At 46.1% G+C, this 20,476-nt stretch carries 15 protein-coding genes and 1 pseudogene; 9 read left to right on the top strand and 7 right to left on the bottom strand.

Translation table 11 applies throughout. From position 1 onward, the window contains the following. Positions 1–24: 24 nt before the first annotated feature. A complete protein-coding gene (locus tag G517_RS0100110; RefSeq protein ID WP_028302696.1) occupies positions 25–1,116 on the bottom strand; it encodes a polyamine ABC transporter substrate-binding protein in 1,092 nt (363 codons plus the stop codon). A gap of 205 nt (positions 1,117–1,321) precedes the next feature. After that, positions 1,322–2,695, bottom strand: coding sequence for a glutamine synthetase family protein (locus G517_RS0100115; RefSeq protein WP_051205751.1), 1,374 nt, complete (start codon positions 2,693–2,695; stop codon positions 1,322–1,324). A gap of 377 nt (positions 2,696–3,072) precedes the next feature. Here G517_RS0100115 and G517_RS0100120 point away from each other — a divergent pair, with 377 nt between their 5' ends. From G517_RS0100120 to G517_RS0100130, 3 genes are all read left to right on the top strand, one after another. Next, positions 3,073–3,789 carry a GntR family transcriptional regulator gene (locus G517_RS0100120; RefSeq protein ID WP_028302698.1) on the top strand — a complete coding sequence of 239 codons (717 nt, stop codon included), beginning with the start codon at positions 3,073–3,075 and terminating at the stop codon, positions 3,787–3,789. 283 nt (positions 3,790–4,072) lie between these two features. Beyond that, the gene (locus G517_RS0100125) at positions 4,073–5,449 is read left to right on the top strand and encodes an aspartate aminotransferase family protein (protein ID WP_028302699.1); all 1,377 of its coding nucleotides are present in this window, start codon (positions 4,073–4,075) and stop codon (positions 5,447–5,449) included. 210 nt (positions 5,450–5,659) lie between these two features. After that, positions 5,660–6,466: a response regulator transcription factor gene (locus tag G517_RS0100130; protein WP_036589947.1), complete on the top strand. Its 807-nt coding sequence runs from the start codon at positions 5,660–5,662 to the stop codon at positions 6,464–6,466. Positions 6,467–6,725: 259 nt separating this feature from the next. On the opposite strand, the gene G517_RS0100135 is transcribed toward G517_RS0100130, so the two are convergent. After that, positions 6,726–7,748, bottom strand: a complete 1,023-nt coding sequence (locus G517_RS0100135; protein ID WP_051205752.1) for a GlxA family transcriptional regulator — start codon at positions 7,746–7,748, stop codon at positions 6,726–6,728. Positions 7,749–7,958: 210 nt separating this feature from the next. On the opposite strand from G517_RS0100135, the gene G517_RS17125 reads away from it, so the two are divergent. Both G517_RS17125 and G517_RS21165 read left to right on the top strand, forming a co-directional pair. After that, positions 7,959–8,528 carry a cysteine hydrolase family protein gene (locus G517_RS17125; RefSeq protein ID WP_036589949.1) on the top strand — a complete coding sequence of 190 codons (570 nt, stop codon included), beginning with the start codon at positions 7,959–7,961 and terminating at the stop codon, positions 8,526–8,528. Between the two features lie 201 nt (positions 8,529–8,729). Further along, positions 8,730–10,643: pseudogene (locus tag G517_RS21165) on the top strand (methyl-accepting chemotaxis protein); the annotation flags it as partial. Positions 10,644–10,770: 127 nt separating this feature from the next. Here G517_RS21165 and G517_RS0100150 read toward each other — a convergent pair. The 3 genes from G517_RS0100150 to G517_RS0100160 all read right to left on the bottom strand — a co-directional run bounded on the left by G517_RS0100150 (position 10,771) and on the right by G517_RS0100160 (position 14,972). Beyond that, on the bottom strand, positions 10,771–11,730 hold the full coding sequence (locus tag G517_RS0100150; RefSeq protein WP_028302703.1) for a DMT family transporter: 960 nt from the start codon (positions 11,728–11,730) through the stop codon (positions 10,771–10,773). 80 nt (positions 11,731–11,810) lie between these two features. Beyond that, positions 11,811–13,316: a Na+/H+ antiporter NhaC family protein gene (locus G517_RS0100155; RefSeq protein WP_051205755.1), complete on the bottom strand. Its 1,506-nt coding sequence runs from the start codon at positions 13,314–13,316 to the stop codon at positions 11,811–11,813. A gap of 372 nt (positions 13,317–13,688) precedes the next feature. After that, a complete protein-coding gene (locus G517_RS0100160; protein ID WP_028302705.1) occupies positions 13,689–14,972 on the bottom strand; it encodes an NAD(P)/FAD-dependent oxidoreductase in 1,284 nt (427 codons plus the stop codon). 263 nt (positions 14,973–15,235) lie between these two features. On the opposite strand from G517_RS0100160, the gene efpL reads away from it, so the two are divergent. Next, on the top strand, positions 15,236–15,802 hold the full coding sequence (gene efpL / locus G517_RS0100165; RefSeq protein ID WP_028302706.1) for an elongation factor P-like protein EfpL: 567 nt from the start codon (positions 15,236–15,238) through the stop codon (positions 15,800–15,802). Positions 15,803–15,971: 169 nt separating this feature from the next. Here efpL and G517_RS0100170 read toward each other — a convergent pair whose 3' ends face one another. Then, on the bottom strand, positions 15,972–16,889 hold the full coding sequence (locus tag G517_RS0100170; protein ID WP_028302707.1) for a DMT family transporter: 918 nt from the start codon (positions 16,887–16,889) through the stop codon (positions 15,972–15,974). Positions 16,890–17,344: 455 nt separating this feature from the next. On the opposite strand from G517_RS0100170, the gene G517_RS0100180 reads away from it, so the two are divergent. The 3 genes from G517_RS0100180 to G517_RS0100190 all read left to right on the top strand — a co-directional run bounded on the left by G517_RS0100180 (position 17,345) and on the right by G517_RS0100190 (position 20,377). Continuing rightward, on the top strand, positions 17,345–18,931 hold the full coding sequence (locus tag G517_RS0100180) for a peptide chain release factor 3 (protein ID WP_028302709.1): 1,587 nt from the start codon (positions 17,345–17,347) through the stop codon (positions 18,929–18,931). Between the two features lie 193 nt (positions 18,932–19,124). Beyond that, positions 19,125–19,916 (top strand): TatD family hydrolase, encoded by a 792-nt coding sequence (locus tag G517_RS17130; RefSeq protein ID WP_036589955.1) that lies wholly within the window; start codon positions 19,125–19,127, stop codon positions 19,914–19,916. 125 nt (positions 19,917–20,041) lie between these two features. Continuing rightward, the gene (locus G517_RS0100190; RefSeq protein WP_028302710.1) at positions 20,042–20,377 is read left to right on the top strand and encodes a hypothetical protein; all 336 of its coding nucleotides are present in this window, start codon (positions 20,042–20,044) and stop codon (positions 20,375–20,377) included. The last annotated feature ends 99 nt before the right edge of the window (positions 20,378–20,476 follow it).

Raw genomic sequence — 20,476 nt, forward strand, 5'->3', positions numbered from 1 at the left:
CCCAAAAGGGAGGCCTCTGAGCTTTTACCGGCCTGTTTTAATATTCACCCAAGTACGGGTTAACAGTCGGTCGAATTTTGCAGCGTGTGCTTTCTGAGCAAACAGCTTGGCTTTAACAGCATCCGATGGATAGATTCCTGGGTTTGAAATCACATCATCATTCAGCAATGGCTCAGCTGCTTTGTTAGGAACGGCGTAATACACGTAATTGGAGATACCCGCAGCGGTTTCACCTTCAAGAACATAGTTGATAAACTGGTAAGCCAGTTCTGGATGTGGGGCATCCGCTGGAATTGCCATCAAGTCGAACCAGATCAGCGTACCTTCTTTAGGAATGGCATAGCTGATGCTAACGCCTTGACCGGCTTCTTCTGCACGGCTTTGAGCTTGAAGGATGTCGCCGTTGTAGCCCAGTGCGACACAGATATCGCCATTGGCTAGATCAGAAATATACTTACCTGAGTGGAAATATTTATAATCACCACGAACCGCCTCTAAAACTTCAGCGCCTTTTTTCAAATCCGCTTTGCTTTCAGAGTTAGGATCAACCCCCGCATAATTCTGAGCGATCGACATCACTTCTGCTGGAGAATCCAGAACACCAATGCCGCAATCTTTTAGTTTAGCGGTTATTTCAGGGTTAAAAATCAGATCCAGAGTATCAAACTCCATATCACCTAAACGAGCTTTCACCGCATCGATGTTATAACCCAGACCAATGGTTCCCCATGCATAAGGAACATTGTGCAGATTACCTTTGTCGTGGGCAGAAACTTTTTCAATAAGAGCGGTATCTAGATTTGAATAGTTGCTCAGCTTAGATTTATCAATTTCCTGATAAATACCGGCCTGTAACTGACGTTCCAAAAAAGCACCGGTTGGTATAACTAAATCGTAACCAGAGCCACCGGCCATCAACTTGGCTTCTAATACCTCATTGCTGTCGTAAACATCGTAGTTCACTTTAATGCCGGTTTCTTTTTCAAAGCGGGCTATCGCTTCTGGTTCGATATAGTCAGACCAGTTATAGATGTTAAGCACTTTATCACTAGCAAAGGCATTGCCAGCAAGCAGTGCAGAACATACCGATAGGGTTAGGGCTTTTTTTATTGTCATGCTCACTTCCTCTTAAAGCAGATCCGATCAAGGTATCGCGCTTTGGGTTTTATTGTGGATAGGGGTTACTTCATTTATTGTCCTAAAATGTCCAGCGGTGGGGTGCAAGCACCCCACATCTGAATGATATTTACAGCTGCCGATCAACCGACATAAAGCGCTACGGATTCAAACACTATTAACACATCGCCTGTTTAGGGGCTGTTTATAGATAGGCTTCGTATTCAACATCCGAGATACGGCTCTGGATCTTGCGCTGTTCCTGCTCTTTTGCAGCAGAGTAAACACGCACAAAAGATTCACCCATATACTCTTTTAAGACTTCGCTCTCTTTTAATGCCAGAGTGGCATCATCCCAACGGGTTGGCAGTCGTGGAAGATCACGCTCTTCCGCTTCAGCGTAAGCATCGCCTTCAATGGCCGATGGTGGCTGTAGTTTGTTTTCGATACCGTATAACGCCCCAGCCAAAACAGACGCCAGTACTAAATAAGGATTGGCATCTGCACCGGAAACACGGTGTTCAATACGACGGGCTACCGGCTCACTTTCTGGCACACGCAGCGCTACAGTACGGTTCTCATAACCCCAGCTAGCAAATGTCGGAGCATGGGCTCCGGCTGCAAAGCGGCGGTAAGAGTTCAAATGCGGAGCAAAGATCAACATGCTGTCGGCCATCGTTTCCATCAAACCGGCAATCGCATGGCGCAGCAGCTCGGAACCGGCATCCGTACCATCGTCAAACACGTTATTGCCATTACTGTCGATCAAGCTGAAATGAACGTGGAAGCCGTTACCGCTTTTATCGGCATAAGGTTTAGCCATAAAAGTGGCACCGTAACCGTGTTTGCGTGCGACACCTTTAACCAAACGTTTAAACAGTGTGGCGTGATCTCCCGCAAGGGCTGGATCGGCAACGTGCATCAAATTGATCTCAAACTGACCGGGGCCTAATTCTGAAATAATGGTATCAGCAGGAATACCCTGCTCTTCGCAGGCGCTACGCACTTCTGCGAAGAAAGACGATAAGCCGTCCATCTCTTCAATGGAGTAGCAATCCGTATCATAGAGGCGACGACCGTGCCCTTCAGAGAGAATCGGTGGCTCAGGAATACGGTTCTCTTCTGATGCGCCATCAAGCAGATAGAACTCCAGCTCGGTTGCCATCACAGGCGTTAGCCCCATATCAGCAAACCGCTTTACAATACTCAGTAGGATTTGGCGTGGATCTGCATCAAAGGGTTTACCATCGGGATCAAACATCATTGCCAAAATCTGGCTGCGGGCTTCTTCTGACCAAGGAACATTGATCGGGGTACTATGAACCGGCATACAAACGCCATCACTATCACCGGTTTCAAACACTAAACCATTTTCTAAAACGTCATCACCCCAGTTATCAAAGCCGATCACCGAGCGCGGTAGCTTAACGCCCTCTTTGAAAACTTTTTTCAAGCTATTGCCTGGCATACGTTTGCCGCGCAGATTACCGTTCAAATCGGTAATAAACAGATCAAACTCGTTATTGTCGGAGTTAAAGCTGTCAAAACTTTTGTTGTCACCATTAAAATCTACAGACATTTTTTATCTCTCTTATAAAACTTTTCGGAACGCTTTCGGTGCTCTTGCAATACCGCGTTAGTATGCAGAGCCTAAATAAACAGAGCCTTGCTACCGCTCTCAACCTTTTTTGCTTTTAGTGTTAAGCATAAATTAGCATTGGGTGTCATTAATGCTAAATGTAATTGCTATTCAGCGGATCTTATTTATTTGTGATCACATTTCCTGATAATGATATGATCATAAATAAATAAATCGGTCAATAAATCAGAGCAACATTTTTACCGCACCATTTTAGTGATCACAAAAACAGTTCTGCACCATTATAGTGACTTATTCCATATCACTATTAATCACAACAATAATGATCGAACCAAACCAGTATTAGGCGACCCGTAATGGACAAGAAATCACCGATACAAGTTACATTAACCAAGCGCGATGATGCTGTAACTATCACCCAGTGGGTATATAGCACTTTGCGGAACGCCGTCATGAACGGTCAGATTCTACCGGGACGAGCCTTAACCATACGAGAGCTTGCGGCAATACTGGATGTTAGTCCTATGCCAGTAAGGGAAGCGTTGCGCCAGCTCGCTGCGGAAAATGCCTTAGAAATACAAGGCAATCGTCGGGTGATAGTACCCAAAATGACCGCCATGAAGTTCAGCGAGCTATGCGAGGCGCGTATTACCCTAGAATCCCATGCGGCAGCACGGGCCCTGCCTTATATTGATCATGATACGTTAGCAGAGCTTATCGCGCTGGATAAAGAGATCGACGAAGCTCAAGCAAATGGCGACCTTGAGCAAATCACAATACGCAACCAACGCTTTCACCGCAGACTCTACACCGCTAACCCTCATCAAATATCCTTGCCGTTAATTGAAAGCCTATGGCTCCAGCTAGGGCCTTTTATGCGCCTAGCAAACTCCCGCCTTAAAGAGCACTACACCATTGACCGTCATAACGAAGCGATCGAAGCCATTAAACAGAAAGACGGCCTAGCACTACAGATGGCGATTACATCAGATATAAGAGAAGGCTTTGCCTTTGCAGGAACCCCAGAGCTGCTATACAACTTTATTGAACAATCTGGCGCAAATACGTTTTAGACGGCCGCCGTCCTCAGGTTTAAGTCTTATAAAACTAGTTTTGTGATCACAATATAAGCATTGAACGTTTGACTTTTTCATTTTGTGATCACAAAATAGCCTCAAGAAAAGAAAACAGGAAAGACATTAGGGTAGGCCTGTTTATCCTAATTTGATCACAAATGTTGAAAACATGATCACAAAAAAGATGACGCTTCGCTAACAATAGCGGATTCGGTGACTCGCCTTTTACCGGTCAGAGAAAGCGCAACAACCCGATAGATAGACAATAGAGGACGAACAAATGGCTGCTGAAAATAACAACACCCGCGAGTGGCAAGCACTGGATGCAAAACACCACCTACATCCTTTTACAGATACCGGTGCCTTAAACAAAAAAGGTGCCCGCGTTATCACTAAAGCGGAAGGTGTTTACCTGTGGGATAGCGAAGGTAAAAAAATGCTAGACGGCATGGCCGGTCTTTGGTGTGTCAATATGGGCTATGGTCGCCAAGAGTTGATTGATGCCGCAAGCGAGCAGATGGCTACCTTGCCGTTCTACAACACCTTTTTCCAGACAACCCATTTACCTGTAGCAAAATTGGCTCAAGCCATTGCTGAAGTAACGCCGGGTGATCTGAACCGTATCTTCTTTGCCAATTCAGGTTCAGAGGCTATCGACACCATTATCCGCATGGTGCGCACCTACTGGGTGACACAAGGTAAACCGTATAAAAACATCATTATCAGCCGCGAAAATGCCTATCACGGTAGTACCGTAGCAGGCGCAAGCCTTGGCGGTATGAGCGGTATGCACAAGCAGGGCATTCCTATGGTGGGCGGTATTGAGCATATTCGTCAGCCGTACTGGTATGGTGAAGGCGGCGATATGACCGAAGAAGCCTTCGGTATTGCCTGCGCTAAAGCCTTAGAAGAGAAAATCTTGGCTGTAGGGCCAGATAATGTTGCCGCTTTTGTTGGGGAGCCGATTCAAGGCGCGGGCGGTGTCATTATTCCACCGGCGAACTACTGGTCTGAAATTCAAAAAATCTGTAAGAAGTATGATGTTTTGCTCGCCGCCGATGAGGTTATCTGTGGCTTTGGCCGTACCGGCAGTTGGTTTGGTTGCCAAACACTGGATATCGCACCCGATATTATGTCTATGGCGAAGGGCTTATCTTCTGGCTACTTGCCAATCTCTGCTGTTGCTGTGGGTGACCGTATTGCTAAGGCATTGGATGAGATGGGCGAAGACTTTAACCATGGCTTTACTTACTCCGGTCATCCGGTGGCCGCTGCGGTGGCTCTGGCTAATATCGAGCTGATGAAAAAAGAGAATATCGTCGATTATGTCGCAAACGATATTGGCCCTTACCTGCAAGAGAAGCTGCGTGAAACCTTAAAAGATCACCCTCTTGTGGGCCATATTAATGGCGTTGGCTTAATCGCTGGTTTTGCACTGGTTAAAGATAAGGCGACCAAAGAGCTGTTCCCATCGGATATTGATATAGGCTATATCTGCCGTGAACACTGCTTTAATAATGGCCTTATTATTCGCGCGGTGGGTAGCCGTATGGTGATGTCTCCGCCACTGGTCATTACCCGTGACGAAGTTGATGAACTGTGCGAAAAAGCAAAACTGTGCTTAGATCTAACCGTCGAATCCATTAATAAGCTGTAATCATTTTATTATTTATCTCCGCTAGAGACAGCGCCCAAGGGTAAATCCTTGGGCGTATTCATCTTACTGCCACAATCCTATACCGCAGCCTTATATAACAAGAAAAATATGCAATTATTCCAATCAGGCAGGATAATAAGCAATAAGCTCTATACTGCTTTAAACACGATTCCTATTAATATTACTGCAGCAACCGGAGCCTCAGCCAACATGCATCCAAAAACGAATCCGGAGCTAATTACTGCCCCCTGCGCCCGCGATATCGCCGCGCTAATCAACCACATTAAAGTACCGAGTTTTATGCCGGTACTGGAAGAAGTGTTAAGCCATCATTGTAACTTCGATACGATTCTTGTGGTGACGTACAAAAAGTCCTTCAAACCGATCATATTACATCCAAAGAGTCCCGCAGAGCACAGTCCAACACTAAAAAACTATATCGAAAAAGCCTATATTCTTGATCCTCTGTTTAACAGTATTCAAGATGGTCTAGGCTCTAACGTGTCTCGCTTGGTTGATATTGCACCGGACTCCTTCGATCAAACCGAATATTACCAATCCTGTTATCGCAAATTTGACCTAGTTGATGAGGTCAATATGACCATCACATTGAGCCAGCATACAACCTGCGCCATCGCCTTAGGTCGAAAGAGCGCCCTGGGCACAATCACCCGCGCAGAGCTGAACCGACTAAAGAGTATTTTTCCCGTCATTGAAGCCTTAGTGCAACAGTTCTGGCATGTGCAGTCAGGGGAGTTTGTGAAGTATGAACGTTCGGAAGGGCCGATCAAACAAGCACTAAAAACCTTCGCCAGCGGCGTACTAACCCAGCGGGAGCAAGAGATTTTGGGGCTTATTCTGCAAGGACATTCTTCCAAAGCGATTGCCGACATTCTTAGCATCAGCGTTGGCACCGTTAAAGTGCACCGAAAAAATATTCACAGCCGCTTAAACACATCCACTCAATCTGAGATATTCACACTGTTTTTAAGCCACCTTAACCAACTAGAAGCTTAACCGGCTTATTTCTGCTGTTTCTTACTACGTCTATTACTGCGGCGAATGCAGTTAATGCGGTTAAGGATTCGTGCTTTTTTGCACACAATTAGGGCGTAATTTTTTTATCTTTTTTTGTAAACGACATCATATTTGAAGCCATTGAGCCCACCTCATAAAATTTGATGTCGCTTTTTATCCCTGCCTATTACTATCCCAATCTATTACTATCCCAACCTATGTCAGACTTAATAGACCTCCATACCAACGGGTATTTTACTTAACCTTCGCTAAATCGCTGTCGAAATTCACTTGGGGTTAACCCCATAATATGAACAAAGCGTTTTCGACAAGCGCCAGCATCCTCATAACCAGCTTCTCGAGCGATCGTTTCAAAGGGTGCACGGCTCTCTTCCAGCCGCTCGCATGCTTTTTGAATACGTAAACGCTGCATATATTCTTTTGGTTTATATTGGGTCACTTTTTCAAACCGTCGTAGAAATGTTCGCTCTCCCATCGCCACTTGTTCAGCTAAGTCTTTTACGGAAGGCAGGTTAGGAAAAACCGTTTCTAGGTGCTCTTGGGCGGTGCGAATCAGTGCGTCACCGTGATGAAGATCGGGCTTAAAACGTCGATAAAAACGTTGGGATCGCCGTCCAGTATCCACCACTAAATATTTACCCATCAGGGGTACGATGCCGCTTGGCGCATATTGGGCGACCACTTCAAAACCGAGATCCAGCCAAGACATCATCCCCCCTGCGGTAATAACGGAGCCTTCATTAATCAAGATCTGATCCAGATCGAGCAACACGTTAGGGTAATGCGCTTTAAATAGAGATTCGAACGCCCAGTGAGTTGTGACTCGCTTGCCGCTCAACAAAGGCGTGGCGGCTAAAATAAAACTCCCCGCGCAAGCAGAGCAAATAATGGCGGATTGTGCCTGTTGCTGTAACCAATGGATTAACGTATCCGGTGGCTGTAAGTAGAAATCACTGCGTTGCCCAGGCGGTAAAATCACCACATCAAAGACCTCAGCACAGGACAGTTGATCCAGCGTGAGCACTTGAGGCAAAAAAAGTGAGGCGGTTTTTTGCTCTCTATTCTTCTCTCCATTCAGTCCTTCTTTCTGTTCACCATTCCGCCCACCACTCGATTCATTATACGGTTCACGACATAGCCGACTGGCTAAATGAAACAGCTCTTCTAAACCATAAACCGCTGATTTAAGGCTATTGGGATAAGCGAGAATAGCAATTCGCACGCCGTTCTCTATGGCTTTGTTATCTAGGTTTCGCCCCATGCTGACATGGCTCCTGTTGCTCTCTATTTTTAAATTTATAAGCGACCAAATATCAGACAAATGTCGTTTATGACCTTAAATATGTCATTTTTGACTCTAAAGATTAAGTCTATCGTCATTTAAAATACGATCATTCATAAAGCAATCCACAGAAAAGCTTAATCAAGCGCGGTCTTAATAAGACCTTATTTAAAACTGGAGCACTTCGCTATGTCTCAATCAACATCTCAAAAAACGACCCAAAAAGCCCTGATCGTTATCGATCCTCAAAATGATTATTTTCCTGAAGGTAAGTACCCGCTTTGGAATACCGAAACCGTACTGGCGAATATGCTAACGGCTATCCACACAGCCCAAGCGAGTCAGATGCCGATTGTTTTAGTGCAGCATGTTGGTAAACCGCAAAGTCCTTTCTTTCAGCCTGAAACAGAGGGTGTTGCCATCCATCGCGCCATCAAAGCAGCGGCTCCAGAGGCGAAGATTGTCGTTAAAAATTTTGCGGATAGCTTTGAACAAACCAAGCTGCACGAACTATTATCCGAGGCGGGTATCAATGAAATTATCTTATGCGGCATGATGACTCAGAACTGCATCACCCACACCGCATTATCGAAAACAGCAGAGCACTATCACGTTAAAGTGATTCAAGATGCCTGCACCACCGTTGATGGGATGATTCATGGTATTGCGATAAATGCGCTGTCGGTTAGAACAGAGCTGATTGATACCGGAGAACTGTTAGCTAACCGGAATCTACGCTCTCAGAAAAAGAGTAATTAATAAACACTAATACATAATACGACAGGCTATCAATCAACCTCCACCTACCATAAAATATGCGTGAATAAATACTCACCATTGGTACATTGATATCATCGATTAGTATGGCTCAAAGGCTTTTCAAGGGCTTGCTGTATATTTTTCTAATACGTGTATGACCATCAATATATCCAGCAAATCACCTATTTTATGGGGGTCCGCATGTTCTGGAAAAAAAGAGTCTTGCCCGAAACGCAGCCACAGGAATCACCGGTAAAAGTCATCCATCTACACCAAAACCAAATCAACCAGCAGCAACTTCAATCTCTGGCCTTTCATGATGGACAAGCTGCTTTAGTAATGGCTTTTATCTCTCCTTGGCTGCCCTTTGAGCAGACCGCCCGAGCTCTGAAGCAATCTCTGCCCTTTGCTCAGCAATTTATCGCGGTAATGACCGCCGGTGAGCTCAGCTCTTGTGGCCGCAGCTTATATCATAAGGCTGATGGCAAATGGGACAATATAGTATTACAGAGTTTCAGCCATCAGCTGTTCAATGCTCTGGAATTACGCACAGTTAATCTGCATTGCGATGATATAAAGCGCGGCCAGCCAAAAATGAGCGAACAGCAGCGCACGCAAAAAATTGAGCAGGAAATCAAACGCATCAATTTACCGTTTGATGTACAAGCGCAAGATACGCTAGCGTTAACCTTTTTTGATGGCTTAACCGCCAGCGAAAACTTCTTTATGCAGGCACTTTATGCCAGTAATAAGCTGCCTTGCTACTTTGTTGGCGGATCTGCTGGAGGTAAGCTCGATTTTCAGCAAGCGGCTGTGTTCGACGGCCAGCAGGTTGTCGATGGCAACGCTTTGATTCTATTTTGTAAACTCAGCCCAGAAACTCGCTATGGCATATTTAAAAGCCATAACTTCCAAAAAACCGGCACTCATTTCACCATTATCGAAGCCGATGCTCACACTCGAACTGTGCAATCTGTTATGCGTGATGGTGAGCACAGAGCCGTGTCCCTGGTTCAAGTATTATGTGATCATTTCCATTGTACGTCTGACACACTAGATCACCATTTAACTGGGTACTCTTTTGGCGTTGATATTGGCGATGAGCTGTTTATACGTTCGGTCGCAGATATTAATCAAGCAACGGAAACTGTCACCTTCTTTTGTGATCTTCATTTTGGCGATAGACTGCATTTGGTCAAGGCTGGTAGTTTTACCGATCAAACCGATCAGGCCTACAGGAAGTACTCTGCGGATAAACCTCAGCCAGTGGCGATGCTGGCTAACGATTGTATTTTACGCCGCATCAATAACGGGCCGAACCTAGACCGACTGAGCACCTTTAACCAGATTCCAACGGCGGGGTTTTCCACCTTCGGTGAGCTACTGGGGGTGCATATGAATCAGACCCTGACCGCTGTTTTCTTCTACCAACCGCTGAAAGGAGTACCTTTCCGTGACGAATACGCCGATAACTTCCCTCAATACTACAGTCACTTCCGTATGTATTTTATGGAATCACGGCTAAACAGTTTGCGTCAGATCAACCAGCTACAGGCACTGTTGATTGACCGTATGGCAGAGTACAAACCTTTGGTGAAATCTATTATAGGAGGCTTTGATTCACTGCAGAGTTACACCGCAAGTTCCCAGGATGTACTGAGCAATATTCAACAGCGTTTTGACTATTTCAACAACCTAATCCTTGAGCAAGAATCTGACCGGATACAGCTACGTTCCGATGTAAATGTGCTACAAAACAATGCAGAAGAGGTGACAGCCGTCTTAGGTGTGATCTCCAATATTGCCGACCAAACCAGTCTGCTGGCGCTGAATGCCGCCATTGAAGCCGCAAGAGCTGGGGATGCTGGCCGAGGCTTTGCCGTCGTCGCCGACGAGGTACGCAACCTATCACAAAATACGCAAAAGAGTGTCGACGAAACCGGAAAAACCATCAGTAATGTTTCCAACTCTATCATCAGTATTAAGGGCACCATTGACCGCACCAGTCAGTTTGTTGAGGAGATCGCCTCTGGTTCTTCAGAACTAAGCGATGATATTAACAATATGGTCACATCTTCAGTCCAAACCGGAGAGGAGGTTAGTGCAAATATTGAACATATGAATAATTTGGCGCAGCGACTAGAAGAGATCGACGAGGAAGTGGATGCGATCCATCACCTAAAATCTCTAAGCGAGTATTAACACAAGCTCAGGTCTATCTACCCCAACATGATCGTCGACCCTAATGCGGTGCGGCGGTCTGATCCAGCGCCTGAATCTCAGGCTTATGCGCGTTATCACCCAGTTCTGAGATCACCATCGCCACCACAATACAGATTGCGCCAATAACCCCCATAACGCCAAGATGCTCATTCAATACAACCCAAGCCGTGATATGGGCAAAAATAGGCTCTAAAGCAAACACAAGGGCCACTTTATGGGAAGGAAGTAACTTTTGACACGCGGATTGCGCCCAAACCGCATAGGCCGTACCCAGTGTTGACGCCACCACAATGGAAAAAATAACCACGGGCTTACTGAACAACGCCCAACCGGTAATAGGCGGTGTTCCCGCGTAATAAAAGATCGGATGGTCGCCTATGGCAGCACCAATAACACTATAAATGGACACGGCTAATAGCTGTAAAATACTTAAGGTAATAACGGGCATATCGCCAACCCATCGACCGGTCAGCACAATATGAGCGGCAAAGCCAAAGGCGCAGATCAGCACTAAAATATCGCCCTTATTAAACTCATAGGCTGCGCCCCCCATTGTGAGCAAGTACAAACCCAGGGTCGCTAGCGAAACACCCAACCACACCATGGTACGTACTTGCTGGCGAAAAATAAGAAAACCTAACACCGGCACCAAGGGCACACTTAACGCCGTAATAAATCCCGCATTAGAGACACTGGTAAAGCGTAGGCCTTCTGTTTGCGCGTAAAACCCAATAAACAGCATTAAGGCCAAAACAGGTGCCATAAAAAGCATTTTTTTCCAGTGCTTAGGCCTTACTTTCTCACCGCTAAAATACAACAAAGGCAGTAGCGATAAAGCGGCCAAGAAAAAACGAATCGCATTGAAGGTATGGGTTGGCACTTCGGCCACCGCTAAATCGATCAGAACAAACTCTGTGCCCCAAATAAGGCTGATCAAAAAGACCAAAAAGAAGGCCAATCTTGGCGAGCGTATTGTCATTATTATCGTCCTTTCTTAAAAACCTAAAAGCCCCTGAACCGTTACCGGCACAGAGGCTCGTGTAAGGTATCCCTACAGCGTTATGCCATCCAGTAACCCAGCACAATAAAGCTGACAAACGCAAACGCCGCACCCAGTAGGGCGTATGGGATCTGTGTTAAACCATGTTGCATCGGTGTACAACCAGAACCCTGTGACGACAGCACGGTGGAATCACTAAAGAAGCAAGCGTGGCTACCAAAGGCAGAAGCAGACAGCAAAGCACCAACCGTTAGCGGCATCGACATATCCATCACCAGCGCCATTGGAATCACAATCGGCAGAGATACCACAAACACACCCCAGCTAGAGCCTGTTGCAAACACCACGGCAGCCATCGCCGCAAAGACCAAAGCAGGAAGCATCTCTTTAGACATATAAGGGGTCATCGTATCGATGATATAAGGCGTCATACCCAGTTGGTCGTTGATGTCTTTTAGCATAAAGCCCGCACACACGACGGCGATGGGGTGTAGCATCACTTTAAAACCATCTAGCATGGAATCGACCAGATCGCCAAAGTTCAGAAGGCGCTGCCAAAAATACAACACCATGGTGAATAAAGACGCCACTAACGCACCAAGCAATAAGTCAATATCGTAGTAAACACTAGCGGCGATCAACACTGCCATCGGCAAGATAAAGTTAATTAAGCCAACAATCGGAGAGGTCTTGCGAATACTGCTGGTATCAAAGCCCAGTTGACGACAACCGTCCGGTATACATTGACCTTTTTGCGCGCGCTCTTCTGCAGCCTTCATCGGGCCAAAATCACTCAACCAACCTGCCGCGACCAAAAAAACCACAATTAACGCGATCCAGCCATAGGCCATAAAAGGAATGGATTCAATATACAGCGACATCCCTTTCCCTTCTGCGACAGCGCCGTTTTCTTCTAACAGTGCCGCAAAGTAAACCGCCCAGGTGGATACCGGAACCAAAATACAAACCGGCGCTGCGGTCGAGTCAACCAGAAACGCCAGCTTCTCCCGAGAGATTTTGTAGCGATCGGTTAGATTCTTCATCGAAGCCGATACCGCCAACGAGTTCAGGTAATCATCAATAAAGACCATCAGACCTAAACAGCAGGTGGTTAGCATGGTGCCGCGCCGAGTTCTTATCCGTTTAGCCAATAGCTCACCGAAGGATAAAACACTGCCGCCGCGCTCTAGCATATTGATCAAACCACCCATCATGCCGCACACCAGTACGATCCACGCGATGGTTTCATCCATAACAACAGCAAGGGAAATATCACCCAATCCGGTGATAACACCGGCAGGGTTTAGCAGCAAAAGACCGGCGATAATGCCAGCAAAGATCGATTCAAGAGGTTTTTTGGTTAAAACAGCGACCACAAGAATCAGTAATGCGGGTAATAGACTTAGAAATCCGTAGCTTTCGCCTTCAGCGGGTACTGTCGACAGATAAGCAAAGCCTGCCATAACCGCCCCGTAAAAAAGAACCCAACGGGTTGGATTAGCAACAGTGGTCAGAGCTATCGACTCACCGGCAGTGGCAGAAGATGTAGAGTTTGAGCTGCTCATAAATATACCTATTTATATTTCTTATACCCTGTAAGACAAGCATCCTGCTGACTTCAGGTGGCATTGTGTGGCTTATTCAACCTCGAAAAATCAACCTATTAATCGATAGTTTGAATAAGCAGTTATCAACCGCAGTCAGCCTCCGTGTCTGCGACAATCTTGATTAGATAAAATCAGATAAAGGGTGTAGCTCAAGTCCGCCCTATCGTTTTAAGTTATAACTTATCGTTTTACGCTATAAATAGGGCCATAAATAGGATCATAAATAGAGCGGCAAGCTAAAATAAAACGATGCACGTAATGGCTGCTCTGCAGTCGATATATCACTTTATATACGCACTGCAGAGCGTCCCTTTTACCGGCCCTCAGAGACTAGATACCCATTTTGTCACGCAAGGTATAATAAGCGGCACCCATTGCGGTATAAGGCACACGGAACATACGACCACCGGGGAAAGGGTACTGCGGTAGGTTAGCAATAATATCAAAACGCTCCGCCTGGCCTTGAATCGCATCGGCTAAGACACGGCCTGCAAGATGAGAGCTGGTGACACCGTGGCCACTATAGCCTTGTGCGTAATAGATGTTACTGCCAATACGACCAAACTGAGGCAGTCGCATCAAGGTTAGTAAGAAGTTACCGGTCCATGCGAAATCCACCTTTACGTTTTTCAGCTCGGGGAAGGTCTTCAGCATCTTAGGCACAATTAAAGATTCGATCTTATCTGGCTCTCGGGCACCATAGGTAACACCGCCACCGTAGATGAGGCGACCATCACCGGATAGACGGTAATAGTCCAGCAGGTAGTTACAGTCTTCCACACAGTTATCTTTTGGCAGCAGGGCTTTCTGTTGCGCCTCTGACAAAGGTTCGGTGGTAATTACCTGAGTACCACACGGCATCGCTTTCTGTTCTAACTTAGGAATCAAGCCGCCCAGATACGCATTACCCGCCACAATCACATAATCAGCAACAACGCAGCCCTTTGCCGTACACACTTTAGCTTTAGAGCCTTCTTCAACACGAATAACCGGAGACGCTTCATAAATGGTGCCGCCTAAGGATTCAAAAGCAGCCGCCTCGCCTAGAACCAAGTTCAAGGGGTGGAAGTGGCCGCCACTTTTATCCAGCAAACCACCGGGATAACGAGTTGTACCAACATGACCTTGAATACTGTTAGCATCCAACAGTTCTAGCTGAGTATGTCCGTGCTGCTCCCAGAGTGCTTTCTTTCCTTCCAGCTCTTTCATCTGTTTGCTATTACAGGCCGCAAAGATGCCGCCATTTTTCAGATCACAGTCAATATTGTACTTTTTCACAAAGCCACGAATAATTTCGCCACCTTCAAAAGCCATCTTACCCATCTCATCGCCGGTCTTTTTACCGTAATGACGAGAGATAAAATCCATATCACGACTGTAGCTGTGTACGATTTGGCCACCGTTGCGACCCGATGCACCAAAGCCTATGCGGCTGGCTTCTACTACAGCGACTTTAAAGCCGCGCTCTGCCAAATGCAGCGCACTAGACAGGCCAGTAAATCCAGCTCCGATGACACAGATATCAGCGGTTACTTCACCCTGTAATTCAGGCCGCAGGACTTTGTCATTTGCCGAAGCGGCATAATAAGAGGTTGTATGTGAAGGTGCGGTCATAAATCAACTCCGGCGTTTACTCTGCACGGGGACAGAGCAGTGGTCTCAACAAAAAGGTATCTCGTACACGAGAGAGCCTGTGGGAAAGTGGCCATAAAAAAAGCGCACCCTCGTAATAATTTCAATAATGACGTAAAGATACGATAGAGACAGAAACGCAGATATACCTACCAGGGGGTAATTTTTTGGCGGCTTTTTACAGATTTTGTAGTAATCTGACCGACTTTATCCGTGAACACCTTCTTTCTAAAAGGATTAATAGTATGCCTAAGGCAAGTGAAATAAAGAAAAATGCAGCGGTTGAGCTGGATGGCAGTGTTTGGTTTGTTCGTGATATCGAACGCTCAGTGCCCCAAGGCCGCTCCGGTGGCAGTATCTATCGTATGCGGATGTATGATGTGGTGACCGGTGCTAAACGTGATGAATCATTCAAAGATTCCGATATGCTGAATCTAGCGGATCTATTCCGTCGTCCTGCGATGATGTCTTACATTGATGGTGACGAGTACGTCTTTATGGACAACGAAGACTACAGCGCTTACAACCTGCGCAAAGAATCTATTGCTGATGAAGCGGGCTTTATCACCGAAGAAACCCAAGGTATTCACGTACTTTTGGTCAACGACAGTCCAGTAGCAATTGAACTGCCAACCACCGTAGAGTTGGATGTTGTTGAAACAGACCCATCAATTAAAGGCCAATCGGCGACGTCTCGCACCAAGCCTGCAACCATGAACACCGGCCTAGTCATTCAAGTACCAGAGCATATCTCTACCGGTGATCGTATTAAGGTAAACGTGGAAGAGCGTAAATTTAGCGGCAGAGCTTAATGCCTAATATCTGTCACTTGTCACCTATCACCTGTCGTTAAAAGCGCCGATGAGTATCAAGAAATCATAGGGAAAATCAGCTGATAGCTTGATTGACTCATCGGCATAGTCGCTTAAACACACCGCTGCCTACCTTTTGTTATTTCAGCGGTCACTTCAGAAAAAACAATTAATTCGACGCGAAACGCTTCATCAGCCAGCCATGGCTACTCACCAGCAGAATCCCCGCAACAATAAATCCAGCACCAATGATAAAGTTAGGCTCAACCTGCTCATTAAGCCACCAACTGCCCAGCAAGACACCTAGCACCGGCGTCATAAAAGATAAGATGCCCAACTGGGAAGCCTTATAGTGCGTCAACAGCCAAAACCAAAGCAGAAAGGCGAGAAAAGCAACACCAATACCATGAAATGCGAGACTCATCATAACGGCAGATGTTAGATGTAAATCTGTCTGCCCTGTCCATACAGACCAAAACGTTAACGCCACAAACCCAATTAATAGCTGATATAACAGGACTTGCTTCGCAGGTAACGCCGTTAACCCTGTTGTTCGTACGACAACCGTGGTCGCGCCCCAAGCGACACCTGCTAGAAGTGCCAGAAAATCCCCCCAAAAGATCGAGGAATTAAGCTTTAAATCATCGCCCCCACCCAAAAATGCTAAGGCGGTACCACCAAAAGCAAGCACGATACCAAACCACTGTAGGCCGTTCATACGCTCATCAGGAAGTTTGATATGTAGACCAATCGCCGCAAATATCGGAGAAGTATAGAGCAACACTATCGTATGGGAAGCACTGGTGTACCTTAACGCTTCGCCCAAAAACAGAAACTCTAAACTGAACAAGACCCCAATCCATAAAGCCGGTAACCGATTCTCAGGCTTTAAGCCAATCGGTGCTCGCTTGGAGCGAATCAGTACTATAAGCAACATCGCTGCAATACCATAACGCAGCGCTATCTGAAATACCGGCGCAATATCCTCTGCAACCGCCTTTAATACCACTTGCTGCGAGGCCATCACGACGCAAAATAACAACATACAGCTAAAAGCAAAAAGATCGAGTGGTTTGCGGGTTCCCATAACGGCTCCTCAAAATGAATGAGGCTGCATTATGATTTGTCTAGTTTCATTGGTATAGCCAGAATCAGACAAAGCATCATCAAAATCAGAAAGTGCAGATTCCAAGCTAATGTCGTTATATTCTCCACGTCGAATAGTATTCCTGCGTGCAATGCTCGTTCATTATCTTGATGAAAGATTTTGGCCAGATCTGAATTAGTAACAATACACCGGCTATGCTTGTCATGTATACGAATGTAGGCATCACTACCACTGACCACCACTGGAAGGTATCTTATCTTTTATCATCTCCCTCCTCCCGAATCGCCAGGAAACCATTGATTGTTTATAAAGCCAGGATCAGCGAAAATAGCCTTCAATTACGATTAACCTAACAAATCTGGCGGGGAAACGACCTGAAATAGGGTATTTCCGAAAATGCGCTCAGATCTGTGTACAAATTAAAAGATTGCTTAATGTCGAATCCAAAAGTTTTCAATGAAACCAATAAACGCCGCACGTTTGCTATTATCAGTCACCCTGATGCGGGTAAAACCACGATCACCGAAAAACTCTTACTGTTGGGCAATCTTATTCAGACTGCGGGGACGGTAAAAGGTAAGAAAAGTGATCGCCATGCCACTTCAGACTGGATGAGTATGGAGCAGGAGCGTGGTATCTCGATCACGTCTTCGGTGATGCAGTTTCCGTATAATGATCGTATGGTCAACCTGCTGGATACTCCGGGGCATGAAGACTTCTCGGAAGATACCTACCGTACGTTGACGGCGGTAGACTCCGCACTAATGGTTGTTGATGGTGCGAAGGGTGTTGAAGCACGTACTATTAAACTAATGGATGTGTGTCGTTTGCGCGATACGCCGATTTTCTCCTTCGTGAATAAAATGGATCGTGATATTCGTGATCCTATTGATTTGCTGGATGAGATTGAAGCGGTACTTAAAATTCAAGCAGCCCCCATCAATTGGCCAATCGGTATGGGTAAAGAGTTTAAAGGTGTTTACAACCTTTATACCGATACCTTGCACGTTTTCACACCAGGAAAAGGTCATACGTTACATGATGATATTCGCATTCAAGGCTTAGATAACGATGAAGCTCGTGCGCTAATTGGCGATGAGTATGAGGATTTTGTTGAAGAGATGGAGCTGGTACGTGGTGCTACGTACAAGTTTGACTCTGAGGCATTTTTGGCGGGCCAATTAACGCCAGTATTCTTTGGTACGGCATTGGCTAACTTTGGCGTGCGCGAGATGTTAAACGACTTTGTTGAGTGGGCACCACCGCCGATTGCCCGTAAAACGGAAACCCGCGAAGTTGCGCCAACAGAAGAAGCTTTTTCTGGCTTTATCTTTAAGATTCAGGCCAATATGGACCCGAAACACCGTGACCGTATCGCTTTTATGCGGGTATGTTCGGGTAGCTATCGTCGTGGTATGAAGATGAAGCATGTACGCACCGGTAAGGATGTCAAAATTGCCGATGCAGTAACCTTCCTAGCCGGTGATCGTGAAAACGTCGAAGAAGCTTGGTCTGGTGATATTATCGGCCTGCACAACCACGGTACGATTCAGATTGGTGATGCCTTTACTGAGGGTGAATCCCTGAAATTTACCGGCATTCCGCACTTTGCCCCAGAAATGTTCCGCCGTGTGCGAGCGACTGATCCGCTGAAAACGAAGCAGCTACAAAAAGGGCTTAAACAGCTATCAGAGGAGGGCGCGGTGCAGCTATTTATGCCGATGAACAACAACGATCTGATTTTGGGTGCGGTGGGCCAGCTACAGTTTGAAGTGGTTGTTTTCCGACTGAAAGACGAATACAAAGTCGATTGCATGTATGAGCCTGTAAACGTACAAACCGCCCGCTGGGTTGAATGCGACGATCAAAAAATAATGGATGAATTCCGTCGTAAGAGCAGTGATAACCTTGGCGTTGATGGCGCGGGCTTACTAACCTACTTGGCTCCAAGTCGTGTGAATTTATCACTGGCACAGGAACGCTTCCCAGAGGTACTGTTCAGAGCGACCCGCGAACATTAATGCTCTTGGGCAATCCTCTTAAATTTTTTATATTGTTACAAAAAAGACGACCGGCTGCCCATCATAGGCGGCCGTTTTTGTATCGACGCGTTATAGGCCTTTTTGCTCACAGCCAAGCGCAGACAAAATCGCCATAATATCCACTACCGATTATAAAAAAATAACGATAATAAAAGTGAACCAGAGGTTTTTCATGCTGATTGACAGCCACTGCCATCTTGATTTTAGTGATTTCCACCACGACCGTGCCACCCTGCTCCATCAAGCGTTTGACGCGGGTATCCGGCGGATTGTGATTCCGAGTATCGCCCGTAAACATTGGCATCGGACATTACAGCTTATCGGCGAGAACTGCGGTGTTCGTCTTTACCCCGCTCTTGGAATGCATCCCTTTTTTATGGCGTTACATCAGGAATCTGACCTAGCCGTACTGGATCGACTGTTAAGCCTGAAGGCAGGCCAAATAGTTGCCGTTGGTGAGGTCGGTTTAGACTTTGCCAAGGCCAAAAATAATAAAGAAGCGCAGTTGGCTCTGTTTGAAGCCCAGCTACAACTGGCTAAAAAGCATCAACTGCCGGTTATTTTGCATGTGGTAAAAGCCCATGACCAAACGCTCAAACTGCTGAAGCAATACCCAGAGATTACCGGCATTGTTCATGCTTACTCGGGCAGCCTGAACCAAGCAGAGCAATATATTAAACAGGGGTTTTTAATCGGTATTGGTGGTGCGATTACGTGGCCCACCGCGAATAAAAAACGCGTGTTATTTTCTCAGTTACCGCTAGAAAGTTTGGCGCTGGAAACCGATGCGCCGGATATGGCTCCTGACGGTTTAAAAGGCCAGCGTAATACGCCCAGCCAAGTGGCGGTTGTCGCCCAGGCACTGGCTACATGTCGAGGTGAGCCGCTGGAAAAAATCATTCAGGTAACGACCAATAACGTGATGAATACATTGCGCTTAGCGGATATTTGCCTTTTGTCCTAAGGGTTAAGGGTTAAGGGTTAAAAGACTAGGTGCAAGGGGATTCTTAAGATGGTTTTTTCAGCTAAGTTGTCAAACGGTTCCGCTGGGGGTAATGTTGGTCGCTCCACAGAAGGGGATAGGACCGCATGGCCCAGGAAAAAGTACAGTTTCAGTCGTCAGCATCGGCATTAAGAGCCTTAAAAGTTGGTAAACGTAATCCAAACTGGGTAGATGCTGCAGAGTTTTTGATTAACAAAGCGTCACCAGAGGTAAAACTTCTTTTAGAAGCCGCCCAAGAAATTGAACGACAAAAAATCCGTGGCGAACTGCCCTCAGAAGAACATAACGGAAAAGAAAATAGCAAAAAAGTTGTCACCAGCCTTTTTAGCACAGCCCAATGGGCAATAATGGGTTTAGTCGGCGCTATATTTACAGGTCTGATGGTCTGGATCGCCAGCCAGATTGGTATTGTTGCCTGCTAGAACGATTAACACTAAAAAAACGGTTACGCCCCAGACATGACCATAAAACCCTATAAAAGGTTTATGGCCTATGGTATTTCTAAGGTGTAACCGGCGTTT

The organism is Oceanospirillum maris DSM 6286 (assembly GCF_000422865.1).
Taxonomy (GTDB): domain Bacteria; phylum Pseudomonadota; class Gammaproteobacteria; order Pseudomonadales; family Halomonadaceae; genus Oceanospirillum; species Oceanospirillum maris.

What these genes read in the sequence shown, in the direction of transcription:
- efpL (WP_028302706.1), top strand. Translation starts at nt 15,236, where the DNA reads ATGCCTAAGGCAAGTGAAATAAAGAAAAATGCAGCGGTTGAGCTGGAT.
- G517_RS0100130 (WP_036589947.1), top strand. Translation starts at nt 5,660, where the DNA reads ATGCATCCAAAAACGAATCCGGAGCTAATTACTGCCCCCTGCGCCCGC.
- G517_RS0100170 (WP_028302707.1), bottom strand. Translation starts at nt 16,889, where the DNA reads ATGGGAACCCGCAAACCACTCGATCTTTTTGCTTTTAGCTGTATGTTG.
- G517_RS0100110 (WP_028302696.1), bottom strand. Translation starts at nt 1,116, where the DNA reads ATGACAATAAAAAAAGCCCTAACCCTATCGGTATGTTCTGCACTGCTT.
- G517_RS0100125 (WP_028302699.1), top strand. Translation starts at nt 4,073, where the DNA reads ATGGCTGCTGAAAATAACAACACCCGCGAGTGGCAAGCACTGGATGCA.
- G517_RS17125 (WP_036589949.1), top strand. Translation starts at nt 7,959, where the DNA reads ATGTCTCAATCAACATCTCAAAAAACGACCCAAAAAGCCCTGATCGTT.
- G517_RS0100120 (WP_028302698.1), top strand. Translation starts at nt 3,073, where the DNA reads ATGGACAAGAAATCACCGATACAAGTTACATTAACCAAGCGCGATGAT.
- G517_RS17130 (WP_036589955.1), top strand. Translation starts at nt 19,125, where the DNA reads ATGCTGATTGACAGCCACTGCCATCTTGATTTTAGTGATTTCCACCAC.
- G517_RS0100115 (WP_051205751.1), bottom strand. Translation starts at nt 2,695, where the DNA reads ATGTCTGTAGATTTTAATGGTGACAACAAAAGTTTTGACAGCTTTAAC.
- G517_RS0100180 (WP_028302709.1), top strand. Translation starts at nt 17,345, where the DNA reads ATGTCGAATCCAAAAGTTTTCAATGAAACCAATAAACGCCGCACGTTT.
- G517_RS0100135 (WP_051205752.1), bottom strand. Translation starts at nt 7,748, where the DNA reads ATGGGGCGAAACCTAGATAACAAAGCCATAGAGAACGGCGTGCGAATT.
- G517_RS0100190 (WP_028302710.1), top strand. Translation starts at nt 20,042, where the DNA reads ATGGCCCAGGAAAAAGTACAGTTTCAGTCGTCAGCATCGGCATTAAGA.
- G517_RS0100155 (WP_051205755.1), bottom strand. Translation starts at nt 13,316, where the DNA reads ATGAGCAGCTCAAACTCTACATCTTCTGCCACTGCCGGTGAGTCGATA.
- G517_RS0100150 (WP_028302703.1), bottom strand. Translation starts at nt 11,730, where the DNA reads ATGACAATACGCTCGCCAAGATTGGCCTTCTTTTTGGTCTTTTTGATC.
- G517_RS0100160 (WP_028302705.1), bottom strand. Translation starts at nt 14,972, where the DNA reads ATGACCGCACCTTCACATACAACCTCTTATTATGCCGCTTCGGCAAAT.